This is a genomic window from Psychrobacter sp. TB20-MNA-CIBAN-0197 (assembly GCF_040309765.1).
Classification (GTDB): Bacteria; Pseudomonadota; Gammaproteobacteria; order Pseudomonadales; family Moraxellaceae; genus Psychrobacter; species Psychrobacter submarinus.
On sequence record NZ_JBEOPC010000583.1, the window covers coordinates 1 to 272 of the forward strand.

Sequence of the window (272 nt, forward strand, 5' to 3'; positions counted from 1 at the left end):
GTGATGCTCAGGTCGCCGTAGTATTCGCTGTACGGACCGCGGCCGACCAATTGCGTGGTGAAGGTGCGTTCCTGGCCAAGAATCAGGTCGGTCAGCCAACGGCTGTTGGAATGCTGCAGCTCGCGGGATTTCTGCGCCAGCATGGCTTCGTTGGGATGGCCGATCGAGGCCTGACGCACGGCGTCGTCCTGGAACAGCCCTTCGATCACCTGCATGCCCATTTCCCGATCCAGGCTGTACACGGCCTGGGTCGATGGATCGCGGAACATGTC

The 272-nt window shown here is 61.4% G+C and carries 1 pseudogene; it reads right to left on the minus strand.

Going from position 1 to position 272, the window contains the following annotated elements:
• Positions 1-272 (minus strand): annotated as a pseudogene (locus AAEY83_RS15065) (hypothetical protein); the annotation flags it as partial.